Genomic DNA, 22,279 nt, shown 5'->3' with positions numbered 1-22,279 from the left:
GGAGCGCCTGGCGCCTCAAACAATCGAGTAGGTGATCGTGCCAACCCTTGGTCCTTTCGTCGTTTCCGGGCTCGCCACCGGCGCTGTGTATGCGCTTTCGGCGGTCGCAATCGTGATTCTTTTTCGTGCTTCCGGCGTCGTGAATCTCGCGCAAGGTGCGATCGGTGCGTTTTCGGCGATCATCGCCTGGCAGATCGGAAACTCTGGTGGTCCTCCCTGGATCGGCTGGATTGCAGGTGTGACCGCCGCGATAGCGGTTTCGCTGGCCTATGGCCGGCTCCTGGCTCCGCGCGTCGCTCATAGCGATCCGGTGGTGCGAGCGGTGGCCACGCTCGGCCTGGCGCTCGCGCTACTCGGCGTCATGGATTTCGTCTGGGGTGAATACGGCCGTGTTCTGCGTCTGCCGACCGACAGTCTGGGTGTCCGGATTCTGGATGTGCGGGTGACCTACACGCGCCTGATCGCGCTGGGATTAACTTGCGTCGTTACGGTCGGCACGATCTTTTTTCTGGGGCGGACTCGCATGGGGCTCGCGATGCGCGCGCTCGCCAACCGCCGCGAAATCAGTGCGCTGCTCGGCGTGCCAGTCCTCAAGGTCGATTCCTGGGCGTGGGCGATGTCGGGGCTGATTGCCGGCGTCAGCGGCATCCTGCTCGCGAACCTCGCGCGGATGCAGCCCCTGTTCCTGACGTTCATGGTCATTCCGGCAATTGCGGCCGCAATCGCCGGGCGTGTGCAATCGCTGGGTATCGCGGTGATGGGCGGCTTGGCAATCGGCGTGATCGAAGCAGTCGGTACGCCATTTCCGTCCATCGCGCCCTATCGCACGTTGACGCCCTTCGTTTTTGCCATCATCGCCCTGGTCTTCTTGCAGCGTCATGGGCAACCCCTGATCGGCGGAGGAGCGGGGCTCGGAGCTGACGATGCGCGCACAAGCGCCCCTGCAGGGAGTGTACGCCGTGGCGCATTGGTCGGGGTCGCCGCCGGACTTGCCGCCGCGCTGGTGGTGGCGCTGGCGACGCCCGAAATCGTCAGTTCCTACTGGCTGCGTGTGCTGACCGCTTCTGCCATCCTGGCGCTCGGCTCGCTCGCCACCGGAATTCTTTATGCGCAATTGGGCATGGTGTCCCTGTGCCAGTTCGCGTTGGTCGGCATCGGCGGTTGGGTCGCGTTGCGCTCCTGGCATGCAATCCACTGGCCCTTCGAAATGTCTCTGCTGTGCGGTGGTGTCGGCGCAGCGCTGCTCGGCCTGATCTTCGGGCTGCCGGCACTCCGCATGCGCGGTCTCTATCTCGCGTTGGTCACCTTGATGATCGCGGGCGGTTTCCAGGTGGTGATCACCGCCATTGATTTCCCCGACGGAGGAGCCGGATTCATCGGCAAGATCTACAATGGGCCGCGCCAATATATGAACCGCCCTGAATTGGCGACGACGGACGCCGGCTATTTTCGCTATTGCCTGGGAGCGCTCGTCATCGGCTATCTCATCGTTCTCTGGCATCAGCGTTCGCGAGTCGGACGCGCCTGGGCGATGATACGTCGCAGCGAAGCGTGCGCGCTGTCGGCAAGCGTCAATATCGTCTCCTACAAGATATGGGCCTTTGTGCTCGCCGGCTTCCTTGCGGGCATATGCGGCGGGCTGCTCGCGGGCCTCATCGGCACGCTCGACTTGACGTCGTTTCCGGCGAGCGAATCTGTCCTGCTCTTTGCGGTGACCGTTATCGGCGGTGCCTATAGCTGGCTGGGTCCGATTTTGGCGGGCTTGCTGCTGCGAGCTGTTCCCGGCCTCCTCAACGATTGGCATATCGACGGCAATATCGCGACGATCGTCTTTGGGGCCGGCCTGTTGCATGCGTTGATTACCGCCCCGCACGGCATTGCGGGCCAAATCCTTGATGCCGTCGGGCGCGTCAAGGTGCTCCTCGGGCAGGTGCGACGGGAGAAGACGGTATGATCGAGATCGACGGCCTGGAGGTCAGGTTCGGCGGGGTTACGGCCCTGAACGCGCTGACGGCCTCACTCGATGCACCGGTAACGGGATTGATCGGTCCGAACGGCGCGGGCAAGACGACGTTGCTCAACGTGCTCAGCGGCTTCATCACGCCGACCGCCGGCTCCGTGAAGATCGACGGACAGGACATCGCTCGTCTAGCGACGCATCGGCGTTCGGCATTCGGGATCCGTCGCACCTTCCAGACCGAGCAGGTGGTGCTTAATCTCTCGGTGTGGGACAACGTCGCGGGGATGCTCGATCACATTCCATATGGGACGAGCAGCCGCAACGAGGTCATCAACGCGGCTCTGCGCTATACCGGTCTCTCGGATCGAGCCCATCTGATGGGGAGCGCCCTCGCAACATGCGACCGGCGTATGGTCGAAATCGCGCGATGCATCGTCGGCGCGCCGAAGATCGTCATGATGGATGAACCCGGTGCCGGCCTGAGCGAATCCGAGTCTGATTTTCTGCGTAAGACCATTGTCGGCCTCCCGGCGTTCTGCGGCGCCCAGGTGTTGCTCGTCGATCACGACGTCGACCTGATCTCGTCGACCTGTACGAAGACGCTGGTTCTCGATTTCGGCACCATGATCGCCTACGGCCCTGTCGGTTCGACCCTGAAGGATCCGAAAGTGCGCGCCGCCTATCTCGGAGAAGCGGCATGACCGAGTGCATCCGGATCGAGCGTCTGACGATTGCGCGCGGTGGCAAGCAGGTCGTGCATGGCGTGAACCTCGAGATTCCGCCGGGGCAGGTCACGGCTCTGCTCGGCGCCAACGGGGCTGGCAAGAGTTCGCTGGTGCTCGCCGCGGCTGGTGCATTGCCGGTTTCCTCCGGCGATGTGCTGATCGACGGCAAGTCGATTGCCGGCCTCCGGCCCGAGCAGGTTCGCCGTCTCGGAGTTGCGGCCGTCCCCGAGGGCCACCACGTCCTCGGCGAATTATCGGTCCTCGATAATCTTCGGGTCGCCGGTCATCATTTGCCGGGCCGCAAGCGGGAGGACGGCATCGAGGCGGCGCTCGATACGTTTCCCGAGCTTCGCCAGAAGCTCGACGCGCGGGCGGGATCGCTCTCCGGCGGTCAGCAGCAGATGGTCGTACTTGCCCAAGCCATCGTCGATCGCCCGCGCTATATCCTTGCGGATGAATTGTCGTTCGGTCTTGCCCCCGTGATCGTGGCGAGGCTGGTTCCGGTGATCACGCAACTCGCCGCGGATGGCGTCGGCGTGTTGTTGATCGAGCAGTTTACGAATATCGCGTTGCGAATTTCTCATCGCGTCCACGTCATGGAGCGCGGACATATTCGGTTCTCCGGCCAACCCGAAGAGTTGCGGCAGAATCCGGATATTCTTCACAGCGCTTATCTCGCAGCGAATTGACGCGTCACAGGCTGCAGTCGTGTCGCGGATCGACGCGAGCTTTCTCGCTGCCACTCGAAGGTGGCGCTGGCCCGTTCGCCGCTAGCCCCTCTCGACGCCTCCGCAGCAGATCAGTCGTGCGGTCGCCCAAATGCGTGACCAAAGTGCGCCTTCAACGCGTCAACGAAGCTGCGAACCGCCGGCCGGTCCAGGCGATTTCGCGGCACGAGCGCCTTGATCCAGAACTCCGGGACAGGATAGTCGGCGAGAATCGGTACGAGCAGCCCGCTCGACAACGCTGGCTCGGCGACATGCCTGGCGAGGCGCGCGATGCCCATACCGGCGAGTGCCGCGCGCAACAGCAACTGGCTGTCGTTTGCACTCAGCCGGGCCTTGATCTCGACATTGATCAGGCCGCGGCGGCTTTCGAACCCCCAGCTCAATCCCGTGGTTGCGAAGGTGAGGCAGTCGTGCTGGACCAGATCGCGCGGGTGGCTGGGCTCGCCGCAGCGAGCAAGATAGGAAGGGGCGGCGCACAGCACGCGAGGATACGCGCAGAGCGGTTCATCGATGACTCCCGGATAAGAGGTCGGCAAAGCTCCAAGCGCGATATCGAAGCCTTCCTCTACCGGGTTGACCGACCGATCGAGCATGACAAGCTCGATGCTGATCTTCGGATTGGCAAGCTGGAATCTCGTGAGCACCTCTCCGAGACTGAGGATTGCGATCGTGGTCGGCGATTTGATGCGAAGATGTTCTTCCATTTCCGCCGACGATGCCGCCGAATCCTGAAAGATGCTGTCGAGCTGGCCGACCGCCGTTCGCAGTCGAGGCAGCCGCATCTCGCCTTCGGGCGTCAGCGTGATCCGCCGGGTCGTCCGATGGAGGAGTTGTACGCGCATCTGATCCTCCAGCCGGTTGATACGTTTGGTGATAACCGAAGGCACGACACCGAGCTGACGAGCCGCCGTGGTCAGGCTGCTGGTTTCCGCGACAAGCAAAAACGCTTTGATGTTCAGGATGGTATCCACCACACGCTCCCAAGATGCAGGCGGGAAGCATCTAGCATTATTTCCAAATCGAGAAAACTGAACAGATGAATCTGCGGATTTATTTCCGTCTCAAGAGGGTGCAACTCTCGGCTACCGCACCAGCGGTGAAGCCAAGAAACTCCAGGTGGGACGATCCAAGGATTATCAGGGTATGGGTGCTGACTCCCTGTCCGTGCGGACCAAGGCCTCGACCGCGACGCGCATCGTCAGGCGAGAGCCGTCTCGGCCGCTGCAGCGTTCTGCGGATATTTGCGTGGTCGGATCCGGCATCGCCGGCGTGTCGGCGGCGATTGAGGCGGCTCGACTCGGCAAGAAGGTGCTGCTGATCGACGGCCTTCCCGTGCTGGGCGGTCAGGCCGTCAATTCGATCGTCGGTACCATCTGCGGCATGTTTTCCAACGGCCGCGACGGCTATCAGCTCACCTACGGCATTGCCGAGGACATCATCCGTGACCTGTCCAGGACAGGGGCCGTTCACTACCGACAGGGCGTCACCAACATCATCATCTACGATGAGGTGGCACTGGGTCGCTGGATCGAGAACGCGATCCGCGATGCCGGCATCGACGTGCTGCTCGGCGCCGTGCTGCGCGAGGTCGAAGTGCGCGACCGCCGCGTGCGCGCGCTCGGTCTGGCAACGCGCTATGGCGACGTCCGCGTCGAGGCGAACGGTTTCGTCGATGCCAGCGGCGACGCCGCGCTGGTGTGGCAGGCCGGCTTTCCCTGCCAGGAGGCGGCCGACGGGCCGGTGTTCGGCACGCAGATGGTCGTGCTCGAGGGCATCGACGAGGCGCATGTGCCGAGCCGCGAGGAACTTCCGGCACGGATGCGCGAGCGCGCCGCGTCTTATGGTCTGGTGCGGCGGGAGGGGCTGAGCTTCATCATTCCCGGCCGCGGCATTGCGGCGATGAACATGACGCATATGGAGACGCCGCTCGATCCGTTCGAGATGTCGAACAAGACGCTCGAGGGCCGCGACCAGGCGGATCGCGCCGTGCAATTCCTGCGAAGCGAGTTTCCGAAGGCCTTTGGCAAGGCGCGCGTCCGCGCCTACGGTTTTCCCGGCATCCGGCAGACGCGCTGGATTCGCGGCCGCCAGCAATTGACCGCGGAGGACGTCATCACCGGGCGCGAGTTCGATGACGCGATCGCACGCACGGCCTGGCCGATCGAATTGCACGATTCCGGAACTGATCACGTCTGGCGTCCCTTCGGCGAAGATCACATGCACTATGTGCCGTTCGGCAGCCTCACGCCCCGCGACGCCGACAACGTCGTCGCGGCCGGGCGTTGCATCGATGCGGACAACGCAGCGCTGTCGAGCGTGCGAGTGATGGGACCGTGCATCGCCATGGGCGCCGCCGCGGCACACGCGCTCGATCTCGCGGGCACAGGCAGCGTGCACCAGATCGACATGGCGGCGCTGCGCCAGCGCCTGCGCGACAATCTTGAGCGCAAGGTCAGCGGCCACGACGTCGCCCGCGGCATCCGTCGGTTTGCAGAAGCGAGTGCCTGATATGAAGTTGACCGATGCGGAACGGAGGATGTTGGACGGTGCGGAGGGTGCAGCCGTTCAGAGAGCCATGGATCTGCTCGTTCGCTACGGCGAGGCGCTCGGCGCCGACCGGCTGGTGGAGACCAACAATGTGTGCGGCACATTTGTGGCCGCCGGGCCGATGATCCGCGAGTTTGCAAGCAAGGGGAACGACGCGATCTTCTCCGAATTCAACCTGGATAGTAACGAGCACGTCGCGATGCCGCCGGTGAAGGCATACACCTGTCATCTGATCATGGGCATCGACAGCGAGCACCCCGAAATGAGGCAGCTCTCGGAGGACGCCGCTCGGGTGCAGAAGGAAGGGGAGCGGTTCTTTGGCGCCAAGGGCGTCAATATGCTTTCCACCTGCACGCCGTACCAGGTCGGCAATGTCCCCGTGATGGGTGAGCACTGTGCCTGGATGGAATCGTCGGCGGTGATCTATTGCAACTCGGTGGTCGGCGCGCGCACCAACACCGAAGGGCGCGAGAGCACGGGGGCTGCGAGCATCACGGGGCGAATTCCCTATTTCGGCCTGCACATTCCCGAGAACCGCTTTGCGTCACACCTGGTCGACGTTCAGATCGCGGTCGACGACATGATGGATTGGGGACTGCTTGGATATGCAATCGGCGAGATGGTCGAGGAGGACATCCCGGTGTTTCGAGGCCTCACGTCGCAGCCAAGCTTGATCAAGCTGAAGCATTTCGGGGCCGCTGCGGCATCTTCGGGTGGCGTCGAGATGTATCATATGCCGGGCGTTACCCCTGAGACGAAATCGGAAGAAGGGGCTCTTGGCGGGAGGGCGCCGCGCCGAACCTGGGTCTACGGCCAGAAGGAGCAGCGCGCGGCCTACGAGAAGCTGAACTCGACGGCCAAATCGGCCGACGTCGACTTCATTATGCTGGGCTGTCCGCACAATTCCATCGAGCAGGTCTGGCAGGTTGCACGCCTGCTCGAGGGGCGGCGCATCAGCCCCAACACCTCGCTGTGGGTCTTCACGCCGCGCGCTCTGAAGGAGATTGCCGATCGCAGCGGCTATACCGACGTCATCAAGGCGGCAGGAGGGCACGTGCTCAGCGACACCTGCCCGGCGATCTCGCGGATCATGCCGAAGGGTACCAAGGTCGTTGCGACCGACTCGGCAAAGCAGGCTCACTATTTGCCGGCCATCACCGGTGTTCAGGCCTGGTTCGGCTCGGTGGCCGACTGCGTCGAAGCCGCCATCGAAGGGCGCTGGACCGGAGGCCTGCGATGACCAGGATTCTTCTGCACGGCCGCAAGGTAGTCGGCGGCGTCTCGGAGGGTGAGGCGCTGGTGACTCGCGACACCATCTCGGGCTGGGGAGGCATCGACCCGCGTACAGGCAAGGTCGTGGAGACGCATCATGAGCTGTGCGGTGTCTCCTTCAAGGACAAGATCCTCGTGTTTCCGGGCGCAAAGGGCTCGTCCGGCTGGTCACAATATTTCCATCTCGCGCGCCTTGCCGGCACCGCACCCAAGGCCATCCTCTACAACAGGACGACGACCAAGGTCGCGCTCGGGGCTGTGATGATGCGGGTGCCGGCGCTCACCGATTTCGACCGCGATCCGCTGTCGATCATCGAGAACGGCGACTGGGTCAGGGTCGACGCCGACCAGGGCATCGTGGAAGTCACGAAAAAGGATTCGTAGCGGATCGAGGGCGCCGTTACCGGCCGCGCAAAGATGCCTCCGGTAAGAGGGGCGGTTCGCAAGGGTGGAGGGAGTAGCAAGTGAGGCGGGCGTCTTGGTACATCATGGCGGTGATTGCGGCCTGCGTCGCGACGTCGTCGGCAAGGGGCGAGGATGATGCCGCGCTGGTCGCGGCCGCCAAGGCAGAAGGCAAGCTGACGTTCTACACCTCGTTTCTAGGCGCGCCGTTTCATCTCGCCGCCATCAAGAGCTTCGAGAAGAAATACGGCATCCCGGTCGAGCTCCTCGACGTCAGGGCAAGCGAGCTCCGCGAGAGGTTGCGGACCGAGCAGGCCGCGGGTCGTTTCATCGGCGATGTGATCCAGAACGGCGCCGCGACCATGATCCGCTCGCAGCGCGACGGAGAGCTGCAGCCGCATGGCGGCATCGTCAACGCGCGGCTTCTGTCGCCGCAGCAGCCCGCAACCGACGTCCTGGTGCCGAGCTATATCCTCGCCTACGGCATTCTCGTCAATACGACGCAGGTGAAGCCCGCGGACGAGCCGAAGAGCTGGAAGGACCTGCTCGACGCACGTTGGAAGGGCAAGATCCAGTCCGACGACATGCGTGCGCTTGGCGGTGGCCAGGTCATGTTCTCCGTGCTGCAGGATGCGCTTGGACGCGACTATCACGAGAAGCTTGCGGCACAACAGCCGATTTTCAGCCGCGACGTCGGCAACGACGAACGGCGCGTGGCGCGCGGGGAGTTTCCGATGCGTATCCCCCAGCTGTTCTCGAATACGACCGTCCTGAAGGGCTTGCCGGTCAAGCTTTTAATTCCGGAAGAGGGCGTTCCCTACATTCGCTTCGACATGGCCTTGCTGAGGAACGCGCCGCATCCCAATGCCGCGCGCCTCTTCATCAATCACTATCTCAGCGAAGAGGTGCAGCTGATCTACGCGAATGCCGGGCTGATCCCGGTCGTTGACAAGCTCAACGCGCCGATCAGGGAGGAAATGCGGGCGATGACCAGCGCCAGACTGCTTGGGACCACCAACGTCGACACCCAGGACGCCATGCTCGCGCTTGCGAAGGAAATCTACAAGTGACGGCGCCGGGCGGCGCATCTTTGGGCGAGGACGATATGCTCAATGGGAGAAACTTCATGATCGCTGGCGAGAGATCAACAAGAAGCGCCGAACGGGCGCTCAGGCGCTCATGGAACGGGCGATTGAGAAGGGACGACGTCCGAGGATGACGACCGATCCGTCTGCCAGCCCTCAAGGCTATGCTGGCGCCATCGATTGCGATCTGCACCCCGCCGTGCCGGGGATGGATGTTCTCGCGCCATATCTCGACGACTATTGGAAGGAGATGGTCGCCGTCCGGGCACTTGATCGCCTGAACCTCAATCTGACCAGCTATCCCCAGAACGCGCCCTTGAGCTGCCGTCCCGACTGGAAGCCGAAGGCCGGAACGAAGCCGGGATCATCGCTCGCCGCCATGCAGCAGCATGTGCTGGACCCTTTCCAGCTGAAGCTGGGCATTCTGAACTGCCTGTACGGCGGCCAGGTCATGCACAGCGAGGACATGGCCGCGGCGTTCTGCCGGGCGACAAATGAATGGATCCGCGACACCTGGCTCGACCGAGATTCCCGGTTGCGCGCCTCGATCGTCGTGCCCGCGCACAACACCGAGCTTGCCGTCGCGGAGATCGATCGCGTTGCAGCCGATCGTCGGTTCGTTCAGGTCTTGTTGCTGGTGTCCGGCGAGGTCACGCTCGGACGCCGGCAGCTGTGGCCGATCTATGCGGCGGCCGAGCGGAACGATCTGGCAATCGGCGTCCACGCCGGCAGTGCGTATCGTTATGCTCCGACCTCGGTCGGGTGGCCGTCCTACTTCATCGAAGACTACGTCGCACAATCCGGCGCGTTCGAGAACCAGCTGCAGAGTCTGATCTCCGAAGGTGTCTTTGCGAAGTTTCCGCGGTTGCGGGTTGTCATGATCGAGTCCGGCCTGACCTGGCTGAGCGGCTTCATCTGGCGTGCCGACAAGACGTGGAAGGGAGTCCGGGCCGAAGTGCCGTGGGTGACGCGCGCCCCGTCCGACATCCTGCGCGACCACGTGCGGTTCACGGTGCAACCGATCGACGATCCAGACGAAGCCGAGGGATTGCAGCGGCTGATCGACCATCTCAAGTCGGATGAACTGTTCCTGTTTTCCACCGACTATCCGCATTGGCAGTTCGACGGCGACGCCGCGCTGCCGTCCGGCCTGCCGCGGACGCTGGTGCGGAAGATCCTGCGCGACAACCCGCTCGCCGCCTATCCGCGCCTGGCGGATTCCGTCGGCAAGCCCCAAGCCGAGGTGCATGCATGAGCGTCACCGAACTCGACCGCGCCCGTTCCGCCCAGTCGAACTTGCGGATCATCGACTGCGACATCCATCCGGCGATGACTGCCTGGACCGAGGTTCATCCGTTCCTGGCGCGGCGCTGGATCGATCATTTGCAGGTCTATGGCAGTCACTTGCGTCACGCGTTCTCCGAAGCGCTCACCCATCCGCGCATGTCGCCGGATGCGGCCCGCGTCGATGCCTATCCGGACGAAGGTGGTCCGCCGGGATCGAGCCTTGCTTTGATGCGGCAACAGCATCTCGATCCCAATGGAGTCGACCACGGCATCCTGATCCCGTTGCGCTGGAATCCGGGCAGTCAGCGCAACCTCGAATTCGGCGTCGCGCTGACCCAGGCGATGAACACCTGGCAGGTCGAGCGTTGGGTTCGTCAGGAGCCCCGGTTGAGGGCATCGGTATTGATTGCCCAGGAGGATGCGGCCGGCTCGGTGGCCGAGATCGAGGCGCGGGCCGGCGATCCTAATTTCGTCCAGGTCCTCGTTTTGCCGCGAACTGACGAACCGCTCGGACGCAGGCGCTACTGGCCGATCTTCGCGGCGGCCGAGCAGGCCGGCCTTCCGATCGCCGTCCATGTCGGCGGGACCAACGGGCATCCCTCCACCGGCGGCGGTTGGCCCTCCTATTACATGGAGGAGCATCATGCGGTCGCGGAATCGATGCAGGCGATCGTCAGCAGCCTGGTTTTCGAAGGCGTGTTCGAACGATTCCCGAAGCTGCGCATCGTGATCATGGAAGGTGGGCTCGGTTGGATTCCCTCGCTAAGTGCGCGCATGGACAAGCATTGGGCGAAACTGCGCAGCGAAGTTCCACATCTGAAGCGCAGGCCGTCGGACTATGTCCGCGAGCATATCTGGTTCACGACCCAGCCGATGGAAGAGCCGGAAAGCGCGGCGCATTTGACGGAGCTTTTCGAGCGGATCGGTTGGGATCGGTTGCTGTTCTCCACGGACTATCCGCACTGGGATTTCGACGATCCGCGTTACGCATTCAGGGCGCCGCTGACCCCAGCGCAGCGTGATCAGATCCTGTTTGGAAACGCGCAGAAATTCTATGGACTGGACTGATGACGCGTCATGTCGTTGCCACTGTCGAGGAAATCCCTCCTGGTTCCCGCAAGATCGTCGAAGTGGGCGGGCGTGAAATCGGCGTCTTCAATCTGGCTGGCGAGTTTTTCGCGATCGCCAACCGCTGTCCTCACGAAGGTGCATCGCTGTGCAAAGGACGGATCGTCGGTCTGGTCGAGGCCGACGAACCGGGAAGCTATCGCTTCAGTCGCAAGGACGAGCTGGTGCGATGCCCGTGGCATGGGTGGGAGTTCGACATCCGGACCGGGAAATCGTGGTGCGATCCGCGGCGCACGAAGGTGAAGAGCTACGATATCAAGCTGGAGGACGGGGACGTCCTCGCCGAGACGAAGCTTCGCGCGGAGACATTCCCCGTGTCGGTTGAGAAACGATACGTCGTGATCGAGCTCTAGAGTGGCTGCACGTTTCGTCGCGCATCAGGTCAGAACGACCGAAGCGAACCGAGAAAAGAGAGTCGGGAGAATGACATGCTGAAAACGATGAAGAGCATAGTGACTGCGGCCTCGCTCTTCGGCTCCTGTTCCGCTGCCTTGGCCGAAAACCCCGACTGGTCAGGAGTCGTCGAGGCGGCAAGGAAGGAAGGCAAGGTCGTCGTATACAGCATGGCGCTTGGCGCGCCCTACTACGCCGCCGTACTGAAATCATTCGAGTCCAAGTACGGCATCAAGGTCGAGAGCCTGGATCTGCGCGCCAGCGAACTCGCCGAGCGCGTGCGCACCGAGCAATCCGCGGGACGGTTTCTCGGCGATACCGAGATCATCACGACGACGATGATCGAAGAGCAGCTCAAGACCGGCGACTATGTGCAGAAGGTCGGTGCGATTCCGAATGTCGCCAATCTGCGGGAGCCGTTCAAGGCATCAGATGTCAGTGTGCCCGCCTATGTGCAGCCGATGGGTATCCTGATCAATACGCGCCTGGTCAAACCCGACGAGGAGCCCAAGAGCTGGAACGACCTGAATGATCCCAAATGGAAGGGCAAGATCCTGTCTGATGACATGCGTCCGCTGGGCAGCGGGAACTCGATGTTCTCCGTTCTTCAGAACAAGATGGGAGCGTCGTTCAACGAGAAACTTGCCGACCAGAAGCCCGTGTTCAGCCGTGACATGCGTAACGACGCCCGTCGTGTCGCGCGCGGCGAGTATCCGATCTACGTCCCGCAGGTGTTCGCCTTCGCCTCGGATCTGAAGGGGCTTCCGATCAAGGTCGTCATCCCGGAAGAGGGGGCTCCCTATGCGCAGATGGAATTCGCGTTGTTGAAGAACGCCGCGCATCCGAATGCAGCCCGTCTGCTCATCAATCACTTCCTGGAAGTCGATTCGCAGCTCCTGTATGCGAATGCCTGGATGCTGCCGGTGGTGAAGGATGTTGCAGAGCGCGCCAATGACGATGCCAAAATGTTCGCCAATGCCAAGCTGATGGGCATGGCTACTCTCGCGGAACGCCCCAGCATGATGGAGCTGGCCCGCAAGCTCTACCAGTAAGCGCGAAATGAGCACGTTGTCCTCGAACGAGGTCGTGACGCAATCGATGCGATTGCGGTTTCGGGCCGACCGTCTGATGGAAGGCAAGGCGCCGCGGCGGCTGGCCCTCGCGGCACTGGCGTTGCTGCTCGCATTCCTTTCGCTCTATCCCCTGTCAATGCTGTTCTACGGCAGCCTGCACACCACGCCGCCGGGCATTGCCGGGACTTTTGATTTGTCCGGCTACCGCCAGGTCTTCACCTGGCCGACCGCCATGCTGTTCGCCAACACGGTAGGTATCTCTCTCCTCAAGACGATCTTCTCGCTTCTGTTGGCCGTTCTGTTCGGCTGGATCATTTCGCGCACGGACACGCCGATGCGCGCCTCGCTCGAGGTCCTGATCACGCTGCCGTTCTTCGTTCCGCCCATTCTCACCGCGATGGCTTGGGGCATGCTCGGCAACCCGCAGGTTGGCGTGATCAATCTCGTCTGGCGCTGGATGTCCGGCTCCGAGGCGTCTCTGATCAATGTCTACTCCTACGCCGGCGTGGTCTGGCACATGGTGCAATACTCGACGCCGTTCCTGTTCCTTTTCGTCGTCGAGGCGTTTCGCGCCATGGATCCGGCACTGGAGGAGGCAAGCCGCATGTGCGGCGCCTCGCAATGGGGCACGTTTCGCCGCGTCAGCCTGCCGTTGATGATGCCGGCGGTGATCACCGCATTCCTGCTCAGCTTCATTCGCGGGCTCGAAAATTTCGAGTCCCCGCTCTTCTTCGGCACGCCCGCGAGGATCGAGGTGGTGACCACCGCGATCTACAATTCCATCCACCACCAATCGATTCCGAACTATCAGTTCGCCAGCGCGCTGAGCTTCGTCATCATGGCGCTGATGTTCCTGCTGGTGTTCTGGCAATGGCGCCTGTTGCGGGGCCGTAGCTTCCAGACGGTGACCGGCAAGGGCTATTCGCCGCGCGTCATCAAGCTTGGGTCATGGCGCTGGCTGACCTTTGCGCTGTGCGTGGCCTTCTTCCTCGTCAGTGTCGTGCTGCCTATCGGCCAGCTCCTGCTCGGCTCGTTCTTCCAGTTCTTCGGCTTCTATCAGCGGGACATGCTGACGCTTGATCATTACCGCTCGGTTCTTGGCAATGACGAAGTGTGGCGGGCGTTTCGCAACACCTTCCTGCTCGGGTTCGGCGGAGCTTCGGTGACCATGGTGCTTGGCAGCATCGTCGCCTATGTGTCGACCCGAACCCGTTGGTCAGGTCGGCGGGTGATCGACGTGCTCGCGTGGCTGCCCTGGATGATGCCGGGCATGGTGCTCGCAGTCGGCTTCCTCTGGGGCTTTGCTTTCCTGCCTGGGGCAATCACGATCTATGGCACGATCTGGGCCTTGCTGATCGCGTATGTCGCGCTCGGAACCCCGATCTCCGTGCGTGTGATGTCAGCCGCCTACCATCAGCTCTCCTTCGACCTCGAGGAGTGCTCGCGCGTTCACGGCGCGAACTGGTGGCAGACCTTGTGGCGAATTCTGGTTGCGTTGGCCTGGCCGTCATTTGCGGTCGGCTGGGTCCTGACGTTCTTCGGCATCATGCGCGAACTGAGTGCTTCGGTGCTGCTGTATTCGGTGGGGTCGGAAGTGCTGTCCGTCGTCTTGCTGAGGATGTGGGAAAATGGGCAGGCCGAAGCAGTCAGCGTTGTCGGACTCATGATGATGTCGCTGGTTTTCCTGTTCCGCTGGGTGCAGCTGCGGCTCATCAAGCGCTACGTCAACGCGCTGTGATTGAAACGATCGGGATACGAACATGGCAGAAGTGCTTCTCGAAAACGTCTCCAGGACCTTCGGAGGGTTCACGGCGGTGGATGGCATCGATCTGCACGTTGCGGCGGGCGAATTCGTCACGCTGCTCGGGCCGTCGGGCTGCGGCAAGACCACCACGCTGCGGATGGTAGCGGGCCTCGAGGAGGCAACGGGCGGGCGGATATCGATCGGGCGGCGCGTGGTGAGCGAACCCGCCAGGCAAGTTCATCTTGCTCCTGACCGACGCCAGCTCGGCATGGTGTTCCAGTCCTACGCGATCTGGCCGCATATGCGGGTGTTCGACAACGTCGCTTATCCGCTCCAGGTGCGCAGGCGGTCGGCGGCGGAAATCCGCGAACGGGTCGATCGGGCGCTGCGGCTGGTGGAGATGGAGCGCTTTGCCGATCGGCCGGCGCCGGCTCTGTCGGGCGGACAGCAGCAACGGGTGGCGATCGCGCGGGCGATGGTGTTCGAACCCGAGGTGCTTCTGCTGGACGAGCCCCTGAGCAATCTGGATGCGCGGCTGCGCGCGCAGATGGGCGACGAGTTTCGCTCGCTGCAGAGGCGACTGGGCATCACGACCCTCTACGTGACCCACGACCAGGATGAGGCCATGGCGCTCTCCGATCGGATCGTGGTGATGCGGGGCGGGCGGATATTGCAGACCGGGACGCCCACCGAAATCTACCAGAGGCCCAACTCGGAGGCGGTCGCGAGCTTTCTCGGCTCGCCCAATCTTCTGGATGCGATCGTCACCGGGATCGAAGCGGCTGCGCCGGACCTTTCCAGGTTCGAAGTGCGGGGCGAGGATTGGCAGGGCATCGCGTATGGAAACCAGTCCTTCTCATGTGGGCAGAGCGTGCGCGTACTGGTCAGACCGGAGGATCTCCGCGTCGGGCCCATCGCGGGAGATGCCGATGCCGCCTGGCGCGGCGAGGTCATCTCGTCTGTTTACCGGGGCGCACGTCGATCCCTGCGTCTGCGGACGAGCGCGGGCGAGCTTCATTTCGAGGTGCCGGCATTGACGGACATGCGGCTCGGAGAGGTCGTTCAGGTCGAGGCCGCGAAATCGTCGCTGTGGGCCGTGGCGTCCAACTAGCCATCTCGACAGCGGAGGTCTGTGGCAGGGATCAATACGTCGCCCGCCCGCCGGACAGATCGAAGATGAGTGCGTGCGCGGCTTGCCGCCGCCGACCAGCCGCCGGCGATGACGGCGATGCGTCCGGAGAAATCGAGGCTGCTCATGCCTTTCCGCCTGCGGCTTCGGCGACGATGCGGCGCGCTGCGGCCAGCGCGCGGCGGCCCCATTCCTCGGCGCCGAGCCTTGGCAACCACTCGTCGTTGGGGATCTCCAGGCTGAGCGGCAGGTCGTCCGGCAGCGCGCCCACCAGGCCGCGCAGGTCGATGCCGCCGTCGCCGGGCAGCAGTCGGGCGCATCGCGCGGTGTGGATCAGCTCCTCGTTGGTTGCGGGAATGCCGGCCGGTGCGTCGCAGAGCTGGCCATAGCTGAGGAGATGGCGGGGCAGGCTCGCGATGTCGTCGAGCGTGGTCGCCGAGCGCGCGGCATGCAGCGCGTCGACCAGGATGCGGCCGTTCGGCTCGCCGGCATTCTCGACGATGCGCAGCGCGGCCTTCGCGTTCTTCACCGCGGTCCACGGCATGAATTCGAGATCCGCCGTGAGGCCGTAGGGCGCCGCCGCGCGGCAGAATGCGGCGAAGGAATCGGTCAGGCGCGCCTCGTCCGGATCATCGCCGGCAACGAGGATCGCGCGCGCCTTCAGCTTGCCTGCGGTCTCGAGGAAGGCCGCGAAGCGTTCGGGCGCAAAGTCGGCGCCGAGCCGCGCGATCTCGACGTCGAACACCGGCACGCCAGTATCTTTGATGCGGCTGACGGTCTCGCGCAGCATGGCGGCGTCGGTCGTGAGCGGCGAGAAGTCGCCGCCGGGCGCCGCCGGCGCGATCCGCGCGCCGATTGCCTGGTAGCCGAGCTTGGCGGCAAGCGTCAGGGCATCCGGCGGCGCCATTGGCGCGGAGGTGAGGTAGGCGAGCGAATAGATGCGGGTCATGATCGCCTCGCTCTAGGCCAATGGCGAGATCGCGGTCGGCAGCGCGACGATCGAGCGCATCTCGCCGGTCAGCCAATCCGGCCCGACCTTCGGCGGCCAGACGCCCCTGGCGACCGACTCGCTGCGCGCCGCGGCGCGCACATCCAGGCTCGCGAACGGCCAGATATCGGTGAAGCGCGGCGGGGCGACAAAGGCGGTCGGGTCAATCTTCGGGCGGATGCCCTTTTGCTCAAACAGTGGCACGCGGTTTCTCCCCAAACTCACCATCAAGAAGTGTGGCCCGAGCCCACTGGGCACACCGGCCCTTCGCAAACGTCATGCGTACAGAAGCGGCAGATCCTACGCGCCGTCGCGCGGCCATCGGTGGCACTTGCAAGCAGCAAATCGACAAGAGTTTCCAAGGAGCGTGCTTCTCTCTTATCAAGGACGCTGACGAGGTTTGCCGCTTCCACCAAGCGAAGGCAAGCTCAGCAGCGCCACGGTACCAAAAATACCCGGCCATCCTCCGATCCGGATCGATTTCAGGATTCTCGATCAGGTTCCCGAAAGCCCGCTCGAGAGCCATTGAGCGTCCGGTGGTCCCCATCTTGATCCGGTCCGGGGCATTTGCGACGCGATTCCAGAATTGCAACCTCTAATTGTCTTAAAGAATCCGCAATTGGGGGCAAAAGGTCGCAGCATAGCCTTTGCGAGACGGCCTGCGGTCGAAGTATTTCATTGTCAACCGAAGGTAGCTAATTTAAAATTCCTCACGTCATTTCGAAAGCGGCATTTTCCGATGACCGAGATCGAGGCTTGGCGGCAGCGACGAAATGAATCCCCCGAAACTGCGTTTACGCGGCTCAACCTGCTGGGCGCCTCGCCGGGCTTCCGCGAAACGCTGCGGATCATCGAGCGGATCGCCGGCGTCGACGCCACGGTGCTGATCCAGGGCGAGACCGGGACCGGCAAGGAGTTGGCGGCCCGCGCGCTGCATTACCTCAGCTCTCGTCACGAATTCCCGTTCATCCCGGTCAATTGCGGCGCGCTCCCCGACAATCTGCTCGAGAGCGAATTGTTCGGCCACGAGCGCGGCGCATTCACCGACGCCAAGACGTCGAGCCGCGGCCTCGTTGCGCAGGCCGAGGGAGGCACGCTGTTTCTGGATGAGGTCGAGGCGATGACGCCGCGTGCGCAGGTCGTGCTGCTGCGTTTTCTCCAGGACCACACCTATCGTCCGGTCGGCGGCCGGCAGGTCGCCAGCGGCAATCTGCGGATCATCGCGTCGAGCAATGTGGATCTCGAAGGGATGGTTCGCCGCGGCGAGTTTCGCCGCGACCTCTTGTTCCGCTTCGGCATCCTGAACGTGACCATGCCGCCCTTGCGCGAGCGAGGCCGTGACGTGGTGCTGCTGGCGGAGCATTTTCTCGACTGCTTCGCGACCCAATATGAGCGGCCGCGCAAGCGTCTTCATGTCAAATCGGTCGACTGGCTGCTCTCGCATGATTGGCCCGGCAACATTCGCGAGCTGGAAAACCTCATGCTGCGCGAATTCCTGCTTGCTGACGGCGAAGTGATCCGGATCGCGCCGATGCGGCAAGCGGAGGCGGAGAAGGCCTGCGATCCGATCGACGCCGATGAGACGTTCAAGTCAGCCAAGGCGCGGGCGATCGCGCAATTCGAGAAGAATTATCTGCGCCACCTCCTGACCGAGGCCTGCGGCAACGTCTCGCTCGCCGCGCGCATCTCGCACAAGGACCGCAGTACGCTCAACAAGCTGGTCAAGAAGCACGGGTTGGCCTCCGATCGCTTCCGGACCGGTTCGCCGCGCAATCCGCGCTGACGGGCAGGACGCGGCGGCCGAATGCGGCGCCGCGTGGCTTCAGTGCGCGTAGGAGGCGGCCTGCGGCTTCTGGTCGGGCGGGAGCAGGCGCGGGTCGGGGCTGAAACTGAATACGATGTTCTTTTTCGGGATGAACAGCGTGAACCGCCCCGTCGGCGTCGCCAGGAACGCGGTGTAGGTCTCCGGATTGAGGATGCTCGCCTTGTGCTTGGTGAGGTCGTCGCGAACCTCCCAGATGTCGCCCGTCTTCTTCTCGGTCCCGGTGATCACCGTCTTGCTGAGGGGGTCGACGTCGGCGTGATGGCCGGAGAAATCTTCGCCGGGATCCTTGATGCGTTCGCGCGGATCGCGCCTGGGATCGGGCGGCGCACCGTGGGTGTGATAGTCGCCGACGATGCTGTGCTTGGCGGCCTCCGGCACCTTGTCGAGCGCCAGCCACGGATCGACCGCGGCGCTTTCGCCGCCGGCGCCCTGGCCGACCACGGCCTCGGTGAAGAAGAACTCGTCGCCGATCTTGTAGATCAGCCCGCCATATTCATTGCCCGACGAGAGGATGTTGGTGGGGTCCTTCGACTTGATCGATTTGGGATTGCAGATGGCCAGCGCCGCGTGAGCTGCCTGCCAGGCGGTCGGATAGCCGCTGGCCTTGGAGGCCGCAGGCTTGGCATCCTTGGCGGGGCCATCCCGTTGCACCACCGGCGACGGAGCGGAGAGGCGGGTTGGAGTCGCCGCGAAGGATGGGCGACCTATACCTTCGGTGGCCCGGTCCGCTTCGGCCTCGAGCGCATCATTGAACGCGCCGAGACGCTGCGGTCGCGCGTGAGGGCCGGACGAGAGAGCCTGCTGCACGACATGTGTGAGTTCATGCGCCAGCAGGCGCTGGCCTTCCAGTGCATGCGGCGCATAGCGGCCGGGTCCGAACACGATATCGCGGCCGAACGTATAGGCATTGGCATGCACTGCGCGGGCTGACGCCTCGGCCTGGTGGCCGGTGTGGATCCGGACGTCGCCGAAATCATGGCCCAAGCGGCCTTGCATCTCGGCTCTGGTCGCGTTGTCGAGCGACCGTGCGGGTGAGTCCAGCGCCTGCTCGACGGCATGGCCGGCATCCGGTTGCAGCGTCGCGCTTTCATCCTTGCCGGCGGATTTGCGCTGCGCTCGGTTCCATGCCGGGCTGGTGACGGCACTGGCGGGTGATGACGTCCGCTGCGAGCCAAGCCGGATACGTACCGTCGTCATGCCGCGTCTCCGGCTGTGGCGCGACGGCTTAGGGCAGTTCGCGCCCGCGTCGCAGTCCAGCTGCGTCATAGCAGAATCGCCGTTCATCGTCATTTCGATTTGCGCAATGCCACTGAATTCATTCCGCAATTGCGATCGGCTGGGGAGATTTTCCCTCATGGGGTGATGCGCCCTCACTACGTCGCAAGTGCCGCTGCATCGCAACTTGCGAGATCGGCGCGGACCGGAGGTGAGGTCTATTCGACCCAGTCGTCGTACTTGCTCTGGAGAAAGACGTAGAATTTCAAGCAGTTTCGCGCTGGCACGACGCGTGCAGTCGGTACGCAAGACTTTTCCCGCGGAGTTTCATCCGTGCAGGCGGTTAGCGAGCGAACCATTGCGATTGCAGGAATTATCGAGCGCTACGTCACAGATCATCCGCATGCGGCCGACACGGCCGAAGGCATTCGCAGTTGGTGGGTCGCGCGCCAACGCTTCGGCGACTCCGTGGACGCGGTGCAGGAGGCGCTCGACTATCTGGTTGCGCGCCGCCGGCTCGCAAGCAGCGTGCTTCCGGATGGAACTGTCATCTTCCGCGCCGCCCATCCTCCCGATGATCCCGAGGAATAGCAGCACGCTGCGCAGTCCGCACAATTCGTCCATCAACAGACGCAATCGAAAGGACTACCGATGCCAGTACCCCTGACATATCCCGGCGTCTATATCGAGGAGCTCCCGAGCGGCGTGCGTACCATCGCAGGCGTGGCAACCTCGATCGCGGCCTTCGTCGGACGTGCCTGGCGCGGTCCGGTCGACGAGCCGGTCACGATCTTCAGCTATGCGGACTACCAGCGGCAGTTCGGCGGGCTGTGGCGCGACAGCACCATGAGCTATGCCGTGCAGCAGTTCTTCCAGAACGGCGGCAGCCAGGCGATCATCGTCCGCGTCGCAACCCGCAGCGGTGGTTCGGCGGCAACATCGGCAAACTTCAAGCTCACCAACAACGAAATCTTCATGGCGGCGAGCCCCGGCTCGTGGGGCATGAACCTCAAGGTTTCGGTCGATCACAACACGCGAGATCCCGCCAACGTCTCGCTCTTCAACCTGACCGTCTTCGACGACCCCGACACCAAGAACGATGCGGTCAAGCAGGGCGGCAGCGGCACGCGCGAGGTGTTCCTCAACGTCTCCGTCGACCCGGCGGATCCCCGCTTCGTCACCACCGTGCTCAAGCAGCAATCGACCCTGCTGCGCGTGTCCAGCGGGTTGAGCGCCGCGACCCCACCCCTGGCTCCCGCGGTGCAGGCGTCTGCGGTCGCGACCGCAGCGTCCGGCACCGACGGCATCGCAGTCAGCTCAACGGAGGTCACGGCATCGGCCAATTCCACCACGACCCCAAAAACCGGAATGTACGCGCTGGACCGCGCTGACATCTTCAACATGCTGTGCATTCCGCCGTACACGCCGACCACGACCGACAACGCCAATACCTGGCCGGATGCCGCCAACTACTGCAAATCCCGCCGCGCGATCCTGCTGGTCGATGCGCCGTCCACATGGACGGCGAACCCGGTGCCAAGCGTATCGTCCCTTGGCGTCACCGCGACGCGGTCCTATGCCGCCGTATACTTCCCGCGCCTGTTGATGCCCGATCCGCTCCAGGACAACAATTTGCAAGCCTTCGCGCCCTGCGGCGCGGTGGCGGGAACGTTCGCCCGCACCGATGTTACCCGCGGCGTCTGGAAGGCGCCGGCGGGGACCGACGCGGGCTTGCAGGGCGTGCTCGGTCTTTCGATCAACGGCCTGACCGGCAATCTCAGCGACAACGAGATCGGCGGCCTCAATCCGGTCGGCATCAACAGCATCCGCAGCCTTCCGATCATCGGCACCGTGGTATGGGGCGCGCGCACGCTGGACGGCGCCGATGCGCTGGCGTCGCAATGGAAGTACGTCCCGGTCCGCCGGCTCGCGCTCTACATCGAGGAGAGCCTGTTCCGTGGCACGCAATGGGTCGTGTTCGAACCGAATGACGAGCCGCTATGGGCACAGATAAGGCTCAACATCGGCGCCTTCATGAACACGCTGTTCCGGCAGGGCGCCTTCCAGGGCGCGACGCCGAAGGACGCCTATTTCGTCAAATGCAGCAGCGAGACCACGACGCAGACCGACATCGACAACGGCATCGTCAACATCGTCGTCGGCTTCGCACCGCTCAAGCCCGCGGAATTCGTCGTCATCCAGATCCAGCAGATCGCTGGCCAGATCGAAACCTGAGGACGCGCCATGGCTCAGTTCAGCGTCAACGCGCAACGCTTTGATCCCTACAAGAACTTCAAGTTCCGGGTGAAATGGGATGGCCGCTACGTCGCGGGCATCTCCAAATGCTCGTCACTCAAACGCACCACCGAGGTGGTGGAGCATCGCGAGGGCGGCGATCCCTCGACGTCGCGCAAATCGCCCGGCCGCACCAAGTTCGAGGCCATCACGCTGGAGCGGGGCGTCACCCATGACGTCGCCTTCGAGCAATGGGCGAACAAGGTCTGGAATTTTGGTTCCGGGCTCGGGATGGAGGTGTCGCTGAAGGATTTTCGCAAGGACCTCATCATCGAGGTCTACAACGAGGCCGGTCAGCTCGCGCTCGCCTACAAGGTCTACCGCGCCTGGGTGTCGGAATTCCAGTCGCTGCCGGACCTCGACGCCAACGCCAACGCGGTCGCGATCCAGCACATTAAGCTCGAGAACGAGGGCTGGGAGCGCGACTACGAGGTCGCCGAGCCGAGCGAGCCGACCTTCGTCGAGCCGTAGCCGCGGGGATCA

General features: G+C 63.4%; 21 protein-coding genes. 17 read left to right on the top strand and 4 right to left on the bottom strand.

Translation table 11 applies throughout. From position 1 onward, the window contains the following. Positions 1-31 precede the first annotated feature (31 nt). From JQ632_RS40230 to JQ632_RS06360, 3 genes are read left to right on the top strand one after another with little or no spacing between them, the layout of a single operon-like run. Positions 32-1,954 (top strand): ABC transporter permease, encoded by a 1,923-nt coding sequence (locus JQ632_RS40230; protein ID WP_212401430.1) that lies wholly within the window; start codon positions 32-34, stop codon positions 1,952-1,954. Then, entirely contained in the window at positions 1,951-2,661 is a 711-nt protein-coding gene (locus tag JQ632_RS06365) for an ABC transporter ATP-binding protein (protein ID WP_212401429.1), read from the top strand. The genes JQ632_RS40230 and JQ632_RS06365 overlap by 4 nt, the downstream gene beginning before the upstream one ends. Then, positions 2,658-3,374 (top strand): ABC transporter ATP-binding protein, encoded by a 717-nt coding sequence (locus JQ632_RS06360; RefSeq protein WP_212401428.1) that lies wholly within the window; start codon positions 2,658-2,660, stop codon positions 3,372-3,374. Before JQ632_RS06365 ends, JQ632_RS06360 begins: the two co-directional genes overlap by 4 nt. 110 nt (positions 3,375-3,484) lie before the next feature. Here JQ632_RS06360 and JQ632_RS06355 read toward each other — a convergent pair whose 3' ends face one another. Further along, the gene (locus tag JQ632_RS06355) at positions 3,485-4,384 is read right to left on the bottom strand and encodes a LysR family transcriptional regulator (RefSeq protein WP_212401427.1); all 900 of its coding nucleotides are present in this window, start codon (positions 4,382-4,384) and stop codon (positions 3,485-3,487) included. 172 nt (positions 4,385-4,556) lie between these two features. Between JQ632_RS06355 and JQ632_RS06350 the strand changes: the two genes are divergently transcribed. The 10 genes from JQ632_RS06350 (at position 4,557) to JQ632_RS06305 (ending at position 15,455) form a co-directional block, all read left to right on the top strand. Next, a complete protein-coding gene (locus JQ632_RS06350) occupies positions 4,557-5,921 on the top strand; it encodes an FAD-dependent oxidoreductase (protein WP_212401426.1) in 1,365 nt (454 codons plus the stop codon). A gap of 1 nt (position 5,922) precedes the next feature. Beyond that, entirely contained in the window at positions 5,923-7,200 is a 1,278-nt protein-coding gene (locus JQ632_RS06345) for an aconitase X catalytic domain-containing protein (protein ID WP_212401425.1), read from the top strand. Continuing rightward, on the top strand, positions 7,197-7,616 hold the full coding sequence (locus JQ632_RS06340; protein ID WP_212401424.1) for an aconitase X swivel domain-containing protein: 420 nt from the start codon (positions 7,197-7,199) through the stop codon (positions 7,614-7,616). The genes JQ632_RS06345 and JQ632_RS06340 overlap by 4 nt, the downstream gene beginning before the upstream one ends. A gap of 80 nt (positions 7,617-7,696) precedes the next feature. Further along, positions 7,697-8,704 (top strand): extracellular solute-binding protein, encoded by a 1,008-nt coding sequence (locus JQ632_RS06335; RefSeq protein ID WP_312015572.1) that lies wholly within the window; start codon positions 7,697-7,699, stop codon positions 8,702-8,704. Between the two features lie 145 nt (positions 8,705-8,849). Then, entirely contained in the window at positions 8,850-9,974 is a 1,125-nt protein-coding gene (locus tag JQ632_RS06330) for an amidohydrolase family protein (RefSeq protein WP_212401423.1), read from the top strand. Next, on the top strand, positions 9,971-11,074 hold the full coding sequence (locus tag JQ632_RS06325; RefSeq protein ID WP_212401422.1) for an amidohydrolase family protein: 1,104 nt from the start codon (positions 9,971-9,973) through the stop codon (positions 11,072-11,074). The genes JQ632_RS06330 and JQ632_RS06325 overlap by 4 nt, the downstream gene beginning before the upstream one ends. Then, on the top strand, positions 11,074-11,487 hold the full coding sequence (locus tag JQ632_RS06320) for a Rieske (2Fe-2S) protein (protein ID WP_212401421.1): 414 nt from the start codon (positions 11,074-11,076) through the stop codon (positions 11,485-11,487). The genes JQ632_RS06325 and JQ632_RS06320 overlap by 1 nt, the downstream gene beginning before the upstream one ends. A gap of 75 nt (positions 11,488-11,562) precedes the next feature. Further along, a complete protein-coding gene (locus JQ632_RS06315; protein WP_249151451.1) occupies positions 11,563-12,579 on the top strand; it encodes an extracellular solute-binding protein in 1,017 nt (338 codons plus the stop codon). Positions 12,580-12,586: 7 nt separating this feature from the next. Then, positions 12,587-14,338 carry an iron ABC transporter permease gene (locus JQ632_RS06310; protein WP_212401420.1) on the top strand — a complete coding sequence of 584 codons (1,752 nt, stop codon included), beginning with the start codon at positions 12,587-12,589 and terminating at the stop codon, positions 14,336-14,338. A 22-nt stretch (positions 14,339-14,360) separates the two neighbouring features. Further along, positions 14,361-15,455: an ABC transporter ATP-binding protein gene (locus JQ632_RS06305; protein WP_212401419.1), complete on the top strand. Its 1,095-nt coding sequence runs from the start codon at positions 14,361-14,363 to the stop codon at positions 15,453-15,455. Between the two features lie 142 nt (positions 15,456-15,597). On the opposite strand, the gene JQ632_RS06300 is transcribed toward JQ632_RS06305, so the two are convergent. Both JQ632_RS06300 and JQ632_RS06295 read right to left on the bottom strand, forming a co-directional pair. Then, the gene (locus JQ632_RS06300) at positions 15,598-16,422 is read right to left on the bottom strand and encodes a sugar phosphate isomerase/epimerase (RefSeq protein ID WP_212401418.1); all 825 of its coding nucleotides are present in this window, start codon (positions 16,420-16,422) and stop codon (positions 15,598-15,600) included. Positions 16,423-16,434: 12 nt separating this feature from the next. Beyond that, positions 16,435-16,665 (bottom strand): NIPSNAP family protein, encoded by a 231-nt coding sequence (locus JQ632_RS06295; RefSeq protein ID WP_312015571.1) that lies wholly within the window; start codon positions 16,663-16,665, stop codon positions 16,435-16,437. 535 nt (positions 16,666-17,200) lie between these two features. Between JQ632_RS06295 and JQ632_RS06290 the strand changes: the two genes are divergently transcribed. Next, positions 17,201-18,244 carry a sigma-54-dependent Fis family transcriptional regulator gene (locus JQ632_RS06290; protein ID WP_212401417.1) on the top strand — a complete coding sequence of 348 codons (1,044 nt, stop codon included), beginning with the start codon at positions 17,201-17,203 and terminating at the stop codon, positions 18,242-18,244. Between the two features lie 39 nt (positions 18,245-18,283). On the opposite strand, the gene JQ632_RS06285 is transcribed toward JQ632_RS06290, so the two are convergent. Continuing rightward, the gene (locus JQ632_RS06285; RefSeq protein ID WP_212401416.1) at positions 18,284-19,483 is read right to left on the bottom strand and encodes a DUF4157 domain-containing protein; all 1,200 of its coding nucleotides are present in this window, start codon (positions 19,481-19,483) and stop codon (positions 18,284-18,286) included. Between the two features lie 351 nt (positions 19,484-19,834). Here JQ632_RS06285 and JQ632_RS06280 point away from each other — a divergent pair, with 351 nt between their 5' ends. Genes JQ632_RS06280 through JQ632_RS06270 form a run of 3 tightly spaced genes read left to right on the top strand, consistent with a single transcriptional unit; the run spans position 19,835 to position 22,267 of the window. After that, entirely contained in the window at positions 19,835-20,092 is a 258-nt protein-coding gene (locus JQ632_RS06280; RefSeq protein ID WP_212401415.1) for a hypothetical protein, read from the top strand. Between the two features lie 60 nt (positions 20,093-20,152). Beyond that, entirely contained in the window at positions 20,153-21,736 is a 1,584-nt protein-coding gene (locus tag JQ632_RS06275; protein WP_212401414.1) for a phage tail sheath C-terminal domain-containing protein, read from the top strand. A 9-nt stretch (positions 21,737-21,745) separates the two neighbouring features. Further along, entirely contained in the window at positions 21,746-22,267 is a 522-nt protein-coding gene (locus JQ632_RS06270; protein WP_140979389.1) for a phage tail protein, read from the top strand. Positions 22,268-22,279 lie beyond the last annotated feature (12 nt).

Origin of the sequence: Bradyrhizobium liaoningense, assembly GCF_018130955.1 — a bacterium.
Classification (GTDB): Bacteria; Pseudomonadota; Alphaproteobacteria; order Rhizobiales; family Xanthobacteraceae; genus Bradyrhizobium; species Bradyrhizobium liaoningense_C.
The sequence above is the reverse complement of the archived record's forward strand: the minus strand, read 5'-3'. Positions and strand labels throughout refer to the sequence as shown.

Excerpts from the sequence above, each read along its gene's own strand:
- JQ632_RS06365 (WP_212401429.1), top strand. The coding sequence starts at position 1,951 with ATGATCGAGATCGACGGCCTGGAGGTCAGGTTCGGCGGGGTTACGGCC.
- JQ632_RS06360 (WP_212401428.1), top strand. The coding sequence starts at position 2,658 with ATGACCGAGTGCATCCGGATCGAGCGTCTGACGATTGCGCGCGGTGGC.
- JQ632_RS06350 (WP_212401426.1), top strand. The coding sequence starts at position 4,557 with ATGGGTGCTGACTCCCTGTCCGTGCGGACCAAGGCCTCGACCGCGACG.
- JQ632_RS06345 (WP_212401425.1), top strand. The coding sequence starts at position 5,923 with ATGAAGTTGACCGATGCGGAACGGAGGATGTTGGACGGTGCGGAGGGT.
- JQ632_RS06340 (WP_212401424.1), top strand. The coding sequence starts at position 7,197 with ATGACCAGGATTCTTCTGCACGGCCGCAAGGTAGTCGGCGGCGTCTCG.
- JQ632_RS06330 (WP_212401423.1), top strand. The coding sequence starts at position 8,850 with ATGACGACCGATCCGTCTGCCAGCCCTCAAGGCTATGCTGGCGCCATC.
- JQ632_RS06325 (WP_212401422.1), top strand. The coding sequence starts at position 9,971 with ATGAGCGTCACCGAACTCGACCGCGCCCGTTCCGCCCAGTCGAACTTG.
- JQ632_RS06320 (WP_212401421.1), top strand. The coding sequence starts at position 11,074 with ATGACGCGTCATGTCGTTGCCACTGTCGAGGAAATCCCTCCTGGTTCC.
- JQ632_RS06315 (WP_249151451.1), top strand. The coding sequence starts at position 11,563 with ATGCTGAAAACGATGAAGAGCATAGTGACTGCGGCCTCGCTCTTCGGC.
- JQ632_RS06310 (WP_212401420.1), top strand. The coding sequence starts at position 12,587 with ATGAGCACGTTGTCCTCGAACGAGGTCGTGACGCAATCGATGCGATTG.
- JQ632_RS06305 (WP_212401419.1), top strand. The coding sequence starts at position 14,361 with ATGGCAGAAGTGCTTCTCGAAAACGTCTCCAGGACCTTCGGAGGGTTC.
- JQ632_RS06300 (WP_212401418.1), bottom strand. The coding sequence starts at position 16,422 with ATGACCCGCATCTATTCGCTCGCCTACCTCACCTCCGCGCCAATGGCG.
- JQ632_RS06290 (WP_212401417.1), top strand. The coding sequence starts at position 17,201 with ATGACCGAGATCGAGGCTTGGCGGCAGCGACGAAATGAATCCCCCGAA.
- JQ632_RS06285 (WP_212401416.1), bottom strand. The coding sequence starts at position 19,483 with ATGACGACGGTACGTATCCGGCTTGGCTCGCAGCGGACGTCATCACCC.
- JQ632_RS06275 (WP_212401414.1), top strand. The coding sequence starts at position 20,153 with ATGCCAGTACCCCTGACATATCCCGGCGTCTATATCGAGGAGCTCCCG.
- JQ632_RS06270 (WP_140979389.1), top strand. The coding sequence starts at position 21,746 with ATGGCTCAGTTCAGCGTCAACGCGCAACGCTTTGATCCCTACAAGAAC.